This is a genomic window from Streptomyces sp. enrichment culture, from assembly GCF_964272855.1.
Lineage (GTDB): Bacteria > Actinomycetota > Actinomycetes > Streptomycetales > Streptomycetaceae > Streptomyces.
In genome coordinates, this window is the sequence record NZ_OZ186847.1 from 1,051,472 (window position 1) to 1,059,723 (window position 8,252).

The following is an 8,252-nucleotide window of genomic DNA, read 5'->3' on the forward strand; positions in this document are numbered from 1 at the left end:
TCGTGGCCGAGAACCTCGTCAAGGAGTTCCGGCTGGCCGAACGCAAACCCGGCCTGCTCGGCAGCCTCTCCACCCTCCTCACCCGCCGGTACCGCGTCGTGCGCGCCGTCGACGACGTCTCCTTCGAGATACCGGCCGGCACCAAGACCGCCTACATCGGCGCCAACGGAGCCGGCAAGTCGACCACGATCAAGATGCTGACCGGGATCATGACCCCCACCTCCGGCCGCTGCACGGTCGCCGGGCTGGAGCCGTACCGGCACCGGCAGCGCAACGCCCGCACCATCGGCGTCGTCTTCGGCCAGCGCAGCCAGCTCTGGTGGGACCTGTCGGTACCCGACTCGTTCCGCATCCTGCGCCGCGTCTACGACATCCCCGAACCGGTCTACCGGCGCAACCTCGCCCTGTTCCGGGAACTCCTCGACATCGACGCGCTGGGGTCCACACCGGTACGGCAGCTGAGTCTCGGACAGCGCATGCGGGCCGAGATCGCGGCGAGCCTGCTGCACGACCCCGCCGTGCTGTTCTGGGACGAGCCCACGATCGGCCTCGACATGGTGCTGAAGGACGCGGTGCGCCATCTGGTCAACCGCGCCCACCGGGAACTGGGCACCACCGTAGTGCTCACCAGCCACGACATCGCCGACATCGCCGCGATCTGCGACAGCGCCCTGGTCGTCGACCACGGGCGGGTCGTCCACCAGGGGACCCTGCAGGACCTGCTGCGCACGGCCGACCACCGCTCGGTCGTCTTCGACCACCGCGACGGCACCGCGACCGCGACCGTGCTGAGCCGCGTCGAAGCCGGACTGCCGGGCGTGCGCGCCACACCGGACGACGGCGGCCGCGTCCGCGTCGACTACCCGACCGGCCGCTACACCTCCCGGCAGGTCCTCACCTTCCTCCTGGACCGTTTCGACCTCGCCGACTGGTACGCCCCCGAACCCGGTCTGGAGGACGTGCTCCGCGAGATCTACGGCCGCTCACGCGTCCCCGGCCACGCACGCGACGGGGCCGCATGACCGCCCGCCTGCGTCGCTACGCACCGTTCGCCACCAGCGGCCTGCAGTCCCTGCTGCAGTACCGCTCGATGTTCGCGATGACCGCGATGACGGCGGCCGCCGGCGCGGCGGTGACCGTCTTCCTGTGGCGTGCCGTGTACGAGGGCACGCCCGGCCGCGGACCCGGCGGCTTCACCGTCGAGGACATCACCACCTACCTGCTGGTGGCCCAGATCCTGCAAGTACTGCACACCAACCGGGTGGACGACGAGGTCGCGGCCGAGGTGTACCGGGGTGACGTCGCGGTCATGCTCGTGCGCCCCGTGAGCTACCCGGTGATGCGGTTCTTCGCCTGCCTGCCGGTGGTGGGGGCCAACGCAGTCCTGGTCGGCCTGCCGGTCCTCGCCCTGTTCGCCCTGCTCGTCCCGCTCAGCGTGCCCCGGCCGGCGGATCTGCTGCTCTTCGCCGTCTCCACCGCCCTGTCGGTGCTCCTGGCGTTCTGCGTGAACCTGCTGACCGGCATGACCGGCTTCCTCACCACCAACACCTGGGGCGTGCGGATGGTCAAGCAGAGCGTCGTCGCCTTCTTCGCCGGACAGCTCGTGCCCATCGCGCTGATGCCGGGCCCGCTGGCCGCGCTCGCGAAGGCCCTGCCCTTCCGCGGGATGGTCGACGGTCCGCTGACCCTGCTGCTCGGCCGCTACGACGGCTGGCCGGACGCCGCCGGGCTGCTCGCCCAGCAACTGGCCTGGGCGGCCGGGCTGTCACTGCTGTGCGCCGCGCTCTGGCGCGCCGCCCTCGGACGTCTGGAGGTGCTGGGCGGATGACGCGCACGGTGACGCGATACCTGCGGCTGTCCTGGTTCCTGGGCGGGGTGGGCCTGCACCGGCTGGCGGCCTACCGCACGGACTTCCTGCTCGGCGCGGGCGCCTTCCTGGTGCGGGTCGGCATCCAGACGGCGGTCGTCGGTCTCGTCTTCCGCCAGGTCCCCGCCGTGGGCGGCTGGTCGTACCACGAGGTGCTGTTCCTGCTGGGCTTCTCCCTGCTGCCGCGCGGACTCGACCACCTCTTCACCGACCAGTTGTGGGAACTGGGCCGCAAACTGGTGCAGCGCGGCGAGTTCTACCGCTACCTCGTCAGGCCGGTCGACCCGCTGTTCTCCCTGCTGTCGGAGCGCTTCTTCCACCCCGACGGTCTCGGTGAACTCGTCGTGGGCGCCGTACTGGTGGGCTACGCGGGAAGCGAGCTCGGCCTGTCGCTCACCGCCGCGCAGTGGGCACTGGCACCGCTGCTCGTGCTGTGCGGGGCGCTGCTGCACACCTCGGTGAAGCTGCTCTTCGCGTCCCTGTCCTTCTGGACGGTCACGAGCATGCCCGCGATGTACGCGGCGAACCAGGTGTCGGAGTTCTCCTCCTACCCCCTGGACATCCACCACCCCTCACTGAGGACCCTCCTCACCTGGGTCCTGCCGTTCGCCTTCACCGCCTACGTGCCGAGCGTCTACCTGCTGACCGGCGCGAGGGGCCTGCTCGGCTGGCTGCCCCTGGTCACCGCCGGCGCCCTGGCACTCGCCCTGACCGTGTGGCGCCGCGGCGTCAACCGATACGAGATGACCGGAAGTTGAGTCGGGCATGATACGAAACGACGATCTCGGCCCCTTGCTGCGCGCAGCCCCGTGGATGCCCGAGGACGGCCGGCGGGCCGAGCGCTTCGAGTGCGTCGACCACGCGGACCTCGGCGCCTCCGTCTGCTTGTCGGTCGTGATGGCCGTCGGCGGACCAGCGTCCGGACGGCGCTATTTCATCCCCGTCCGGACCGGACCCGAGGGCAGCGGCCCCCAAGAGGCGCATGGCAGCGCCGAGTTCGAGTCCATCGCGCTGAGCGCGGTCCGCGCCGGACGCCAAGTGCCCACTGCCCGCGGCGGCCTGGTGTGCTTCCGCGGTGCGGGACTCACGGCCCGCTCGGTGCGCCCGCTGCCGTTCGAGCGGGGCTGGTCCTCCAACGTCCTGTCCCTGGTGGAGAGCGACGGCACGGCTTACGTCCACAAGACCTACCGGCGGCTGGACGACACCGTCCGCGAACCCGAACTCCTGCGGCTGATGAACGGGACCGGCCGCACCCCCGCCTGGGCCGGCGACTACACCTATGCCGACCCCGCCGACGGCACCCACCACCCGTTGGGCGTGTTCTACCGGTACGAGCCCGGCGACGGCATCGACCTGCCGCTGAGGCTGAGCATGCGGTCGATGTGGCCGAAGGTGACCGGCAGGCAGGCCCCCGACGACCTCGAAGACGTCGTGCGGACGCATCTGCGCCCGCTGGCGGGCAACCTGCGCGACGCCGGGCGCTTCCTGACCGGGTTCCACCGCGACCTGGCCGACCGGCTCGGCGGAGGTCCCCTGCCGCCGTACCCGGTGCGGGAGGTGCTGTCCCGGGTCACCGCCCGGACGGCCGAGCTGGCCTCGGCGGACATCGCCCTGCCCACGGCCCCGCGCGCCGCCGCCTTCGCGGCCCTGCAGCAGGAGACCGCCGCGCTGCACAGCGCCTTCGACGCCGCCCCGGCCGGCTTCTCCTCCGGGCCGTGCCACGGCGACCTGCACCTGTCCCATCTGCTGTGCCGGGCGGGGGACGACGGCGGCTGGTCGATGAGCGTGATCGACATGTCCACCCCCGCCCTGGGCCCCGGCGAAGCGGGATGGGCAGCGCAGTCGCCGGTGCAGGACCTCGTCGCCGTCCGGCGCGCACTGGAGTACTTCACCGCCGACGAGGCCGCCTTCGAAGCCGCGCGGCGCCTCGGTGTCGACTCCTCCGAGACGATGCGGGGCGCGCTGGACGGCGCCGCCGACTGGCCGCCCGGGCCGCGCGCCGTGCTGCGCCAGGTCTTCCACGCCGCGGACGTCTGGCGGGCTCACGTCCTGCGGCTGCTCCTCGGACGCATTGCGGACGACCCGCTGCGCCGGCTGCTGTACCTGGGCCGGCTGCTGCACGAACTCGCCTACAACGTCGACCACGCCCGTCCCTACCACGCCGCGATCGACCTGCGCCACGCCCTCGCGCTCGGCGCCCGCACCCCGGCTCCGACCATTCCAGCAAGGACGTGAACGTGACCGAGCCCCGTATGCACATCATCGAGACCTACTTCGAATGCTGCGGCTTCGACCACACCTTCCTGCAGGGCGGCACCTCGGTGTACCTGTGGAACCTGTCCCGGGCCTTCGCGGCCCGCGGCCACCGGGTCTCCCTCGTCACCCCCGCGCACGGCAGGCTCGACGACCTGCGCGGCAGGTACGACGTGGAGGACCTCGGCTACACGGACGACTACCTCCTGCCGCTGGTCCTGGACCCGCAGGTGTGGCACGGCTTCCCCGCCGAGGTCCACCTGCCCGTGCGCACCACCGCGCACCGCATCCGCCTCGACGGCGTGGACCTGTACTTCCTCTCCAACGACCACCTCGACCAGCTCCCGGACACCTTCTACCCGCCGTACTCCGCCAAGGGCCGGGACCTGGTCTTCTTCAAGCCGCTGGTCTTCCAGGTGGACAGCGTGCGCTTCCTGCGCCGCTGGTTCGGCGAGGAGCGGGCGATCGTCCACGCCCACGAGCCCTTCTACCACTACCTGCTGCCGGCCGCGCTCCGCGACGACCCGCGCAAGTTCGTCGTCAGCACGGTGCAGAGCAACATGCCGATCACCAAGAAGGTCTACGCGCCCGAGGTCCGCCGGCTCCTGGAACTCCTGGGCGCCGAGACCGCCCTCCCGCAGGACCCTGCGCCGACGGGCCCGGACCTCGAAGCGGTCCGCCAGTACCAGCAGCTGACGCACCTGCACTACGAGTACCCGCCGGACCACGTCGCCCTCTACCGGCTGGTCCTCGACAGCGCCGATCTGATCGACTTCCTCTCGCCCGGCCAGCTCGACTTCTACGCGTCCTTCCGGGACACCCCCTTCGAAGCCCTCTTCGCACACCTGCCCCTGGCGCAGGCCGTGAAGGACAACGCGCACAAGATGTTCGTCGGAGGCTGCGCGATCTCCGACCGGTGGCTCGCCTGGGACCCGCGCGAGGTGGACCGGCCGGCGGTGCTCGAAGGCCTGGGCCTGGACCCCGCGCTGCCCACCTTCTTCCACAACGCGCGCTACGCCCTGCACCACAAGGGCCAGCTGGAACTGATGCGCGCCGTCGACCGGGTGCTGAGCGAGGGCCTCGCCGCGAACTTCGTCGTGCGCTGCATCTCCGGCGCCCCGCTCGACGACCCCTACTTCCGCGAGGTCGCCGAGCGTCATCAGGGCCGGCTGCACCTGGAGTCGGAGCGGGTGGACGAGCGGCGGGTGTTCGAGTACGCGTCGGCCGCCGACTTCTGCCTCTTCCCGTCCAAGTTCGAGATGGACACCTTCCTCATCGCCCAGGGCGAGGCGATGGTCTGCGGGGCGGTGCCCATCGCGACGGCGCAGGAGGGCATGGCGCACTTCGGGCACGCCCGGCCCGAGCCGGGGACCACCGGCCTCGCCGTCAACCGCTCCTTCGCCGAGGACGACCCACTGCTCACCGCCGCGCTCGTCGCACGCATCCGTCAGGCGGCGACGCTGTGGTCGGAGGATCCGGCCCGCTACCGGGAGCTGTCGGAGCGCGCGGCGGCGGTCGCCCGGCGGTTCACCTGGGAGCACTGCGCGGACCTGCACCTCACCGCGTTCCACCGCCTGTGGCGTGGCGAGCCGGCCGCGCTGCCGGCCGAACGCGCCCTGCGGCACGGCTGGTTCGACCTGCTGAAGGACGAGGAGATCACCGAGGAGGCGGCGCTCGCCCACGGCGACCTGGCGGCGTACGCGCGCCGTGCCCCCGTCGACACCCCGGCCGCCCGCAGGTTCTTCCGCGCGGCGTGGGAACGGGCCGACTTCTCGGCCTGCGAGCGGATCGTGGACCGCTTCCCCGCCGCCGTGACCGCCGAGGAGGTGAGGAGCCTGCGCGAGCGGTGCTCGGTCACCGGCGACGGCACGCTCGTGTACCGCCTGCCGCACGCCGAGCGGGTGGAGCTGGTGACCCCGGCCCCGCGGGGCACGGCGGCCCGGGCGCTGCCCGAGGTGCGGGAGCTGCGCCGCACCGGGGCCGGCGTGTTCGAGGGGCCACCGCCGGCACCGGGGGCACGGCTGCTGCTGACGCTGTCCTCCGGCCGGGTCACCTGGGACGAGGCCCGTCATGGCTGAACGGGGCGGAGTGCGCGCGGTCCTGCTGGCGGGCGGCGAGGGCCGGCGCATGGGACCGCTGGGCGCGGGACGCCTGAAACCCCTCGTCCCGTACGGCGGTTCCTGCCGCCTGATCGACTTCAGCCTCGCCAACGCGCGCGCCTCCGGACTGGGGGAGGTGCTGCTGCTGTCCCAGTACGAGGAACGCCGGCTGATGGACGACCTGCACCGGGTGTGGAACCGGGACACCGGCTTCCGGGTCCACTTCGGGCCGTACGACGACGCCTACCGGTCCGCGGGCGACGCGCTCCCCCGCGAGCTGCCCGAACGCACCTGGCCGGCCGAGCGCGGCACCGCGGACGCCCTGATCCGCAAAGCCGGGCACGTCTTCGGCGGCGGGCGCGAACAGGTCCTGGTCCTGCACGCCGACCACGTCTACCGCTTCGACTACGGGCCGCTGATCGCGGAGCACCGGGCCTCCGGTGCCGCCCTGACGATCGCCTACCAGCGGATCGAGCGGCGCTGGGTCCACCTGTTCGGGATGGTCCGTTTCGACCGTGCCGGCCGGCTCACCGAGTTCGTGGAGAAGCCCGCCGAACCGACCAGCGACCTGGTCTTCGCCGCGTTCTGCGTCTTCGACGCCGCGGTGCTGCACCGCTACCTGGAGAAGCTGGACGGCACCGGGTGGCAGCACGACATCAGCCGGGACGTCATCCCCGCGATGCTCGCGGGCGGCGAGGACATCCGCGGCCACGAGGTGGCGGGCCACTGGGAGGACATCGGGACCGTCGAGCGCTACCACCGGGCACACCTGATGCTCGCCGCCGACGGGCCGCGGGCCGGCCTCCCGGTCGAGCGGATGCCCAGGACCGTACGGCCCGGGGTGGACCGCGGCTGGGTGGCCGACTCCCCGGGCGTGGTCGCCTCGTTGGTTCCGGCGGATCTCGTCAACGAAGGCCGGGTGGAGCACAGCGTGCTCTTCCCCGGCGTCACCGTCGGGGCGGGTGCCCGGGTCCGGCGCAGCGTGCTGCTGCCCGGCGCCACGGTCCGCCCCGGTCAGGACATCGACTCGGCGGTGGTCCTGGAGAACGGACACGTGCAGCGGGTCGAGGACACCGCGGCCGTCACGGAAGGAACCCGTACATGAGCCTGTCCCCCTACGACGTCCTGGTGGTCGGCGGAGCCGGTGTCGACACCGTCGTCCGCGTCGAGGACCTGCGGATCCCGCCCGGCGACTCGCTGCACGTGCCCCCCGTGTACGACTACGTCGCGCACACCGGCAACGGCGTCGCGCTCGGCTTGCACGCCCTGGGCCTCGCCACGAAGTTCATCGACTTCCTCGGCGACGACCCCCAGGGCCAGGCGGTGCTCGCCGCCTACGCCGAGCGCGGCCTCGACTTCAGCCACGTGGTGTCCCCGAACGGCACCCCGCGCGGCGTCAACCTGGTCGACGCGCGGGGCCGCCGCTTCTCCTTCTACGACTCCCGGCACCCGGCGGACCTCCGGCTGCCCCGCGCCTTCTACCTGCCGCACCTGGAGCGGACGCGCCACGTCCACCTGTCCATCGTCGGACACAACCGGGACCTGTACGAGGACGTCCACCGGCTCGGGGTGACCAGTTCCACCGACCTGCACGACTGGGACGGCGTCAACCCCCACCACCTCACCTACGCCCTGGCCTCCGACTACGTCTTCATGAGCGCCGCGGCCGTCCACGACCGGCTCGACGAGGTCCTGCACGGCATCGTCGGCAAGGGCCGGGCCCGCTTCGTCGTGGCCACCGACGGGGCGGACGGCTGCCACCTGCTGGTGCGGGGCGACGCGAAGGTGCGCCACTTCCCGGCCGTGCGGCCGGAGCGGCCGGTCGTCGACAGCAACGGCGCCGGCGACGCCTTCGTCACCGCCTTCCTCCACGCCCTCTTCGAGGGACGGCCGCTGGAGGAGTGCGTCCTGGCCGGATCGGTGTCCGGGGCCTTCGCCTGCGGTGCCGCCGGCACCCACACCGAGTTCATCGACCTGCCCGGCCTGCGCGCTGCCTGCGCGCGCGCCGGCACGGCGGAGTGAGGGAGAGCCCC

7 protein-coding genes are annotated in these 8,252 nt (G+C 72.4%); all 7 read left to right on the forward strand.

The window, feature by feature from the left end; translation table 11 throughout:
- Positions 1-2: 2 nt before the first annotated feature.
- From ACSU6L_RS04445 to ACSU6L_RS04475, 7 genes are read left to right on the forward strand one after another with little or no spacing between them, the layout of a single operon-like run.
- Complete coding sequence (locus ACSU6L_RS04445; RefSeq protein WP_437053731.1) at positions 3-1,022, forward strand: ABC transporter ATP-binding protein; 1,020 nt, start codon at positions 3-5, stop codon at positions 1,020-1,022.
- The gene (locus tag ACSU6L_RS04450) at positions 1,019-1,828 is read left to right on the forward strand and encodes an ABC transporter permease (protein ID WP_437053733.1); all 810 of its coding nucleotides are present in this window, start codon (positions 1,019-1,021) and stop codon (positions 1,826-1,828) included. The genes ACSU6L_RS04445 and ACSU6L_RS04450 overlap by 4 nt, the downstream gene beginning before the upstream one ends.
- Positions 1,825-2,625 (forward strand): ABC transporter permease, encoded by an 801-nt coding sequence (locus ACSU6L_RS04455; RefSeq protein ID WP_437053735.1) that lies wholly within the window; start codon positions 1,825-1,827, stop codon positions 2,623-2,625. The genes ACSU6L_RS04450 and ACSU6L_RS04455 overlap by 4 nt, the downstream gene beginning before the upstream one ends.
- A 7-nt stretch (positions 2,626-2,632) precedes the next feature.
- Positions 2,633-4,102, forward strand: coding sequence for a phosphotransferase (locus ACSU6L_RS04460; protein ID WP_437053737.1), 1,470 nt, complete (start codon positions 2,633-2,635; stop codon positions 4,100-4,102).
- A 2-nt stretch (positions 4,103-4,104) separates the two neighbouring features.
- Positions 4,105-6,198, forward strand: a complete 2,094-nt coding sequence (locus tag ACSU6L_RS04465) for a glycosyltransferase (RefSeq protein ID WP_437053739.1) — start codon at positions 4,105-4,107, stop codon at positions 6,196-6,198.
- Entirely contained in the window at positions 6,191-7,324 is a 1,134-nt protein-coding gene (locus ACSU6L_RS04470) for a sugar phosphate nucleotidyltransferase (RefSeq protein WP_437053741.1), read from the forward strand. The genes ACSU6L_RS04465 and ACSU6L_RS04470 overlap by 8 nt, the downstream gene beginning before the upstream one ends.
- Entirely contained in the window at positions 7,321-8,241 is a 921-nt protein-coding gene (locus tag ACSU6L_RS04475) for a carbohydrate kinase family protein (protein WP_437053743.1), read from the forward strand. The genes ACSU6L_RS04470 and ACSU6L_RS04475 overlap by 4 nt, the downstream gene beginning before the upstream one ends.
- Positions 8,242-8,252: the final 11 nt, after the last annotated feature.